Here is a 209-nt window from a genome sequence, read left to right on the forward strand (position 1 = left end):
GTAAACGTATGTGTACCCGATGAAGCTGTATTTCCTATCGTTAACGTACCATCCGAATTAAGTGTTACTCCAATTGGTAAATTATTTGGGGTTACACTTACCGTCGCATTCGTTGGTACTACTCCATTCAACTTGTCGTTTTCAAACACTGTCTTGGTGGTCGTTCCTACAGCTTGAACTCCAAAATCATCATCAACAGCGTCGATATT

Annotated in this window: 1 protein-coding gene; it reads right to left on the minus strand. The window is 40.7% G+C overall.

Features of this window, described 5'->3' with window-relative positions:
- A partial coding sequence (locus CCAND38_RS11910) for a hypothetical protein (RefSeq protein WP_042343885.1) occupies positions 1-209 on the minus strand: 209 nt, incomplete at both ends.

The organism is Capnocytophaga canis, assembly GCF_000827555.1.
GTDB lineage: Bacteria > Bacteroidota > Bacteroidia > Flavobacteriales > Flavobacteriaceae > Capnocytophaga > Capnocytophaga canis.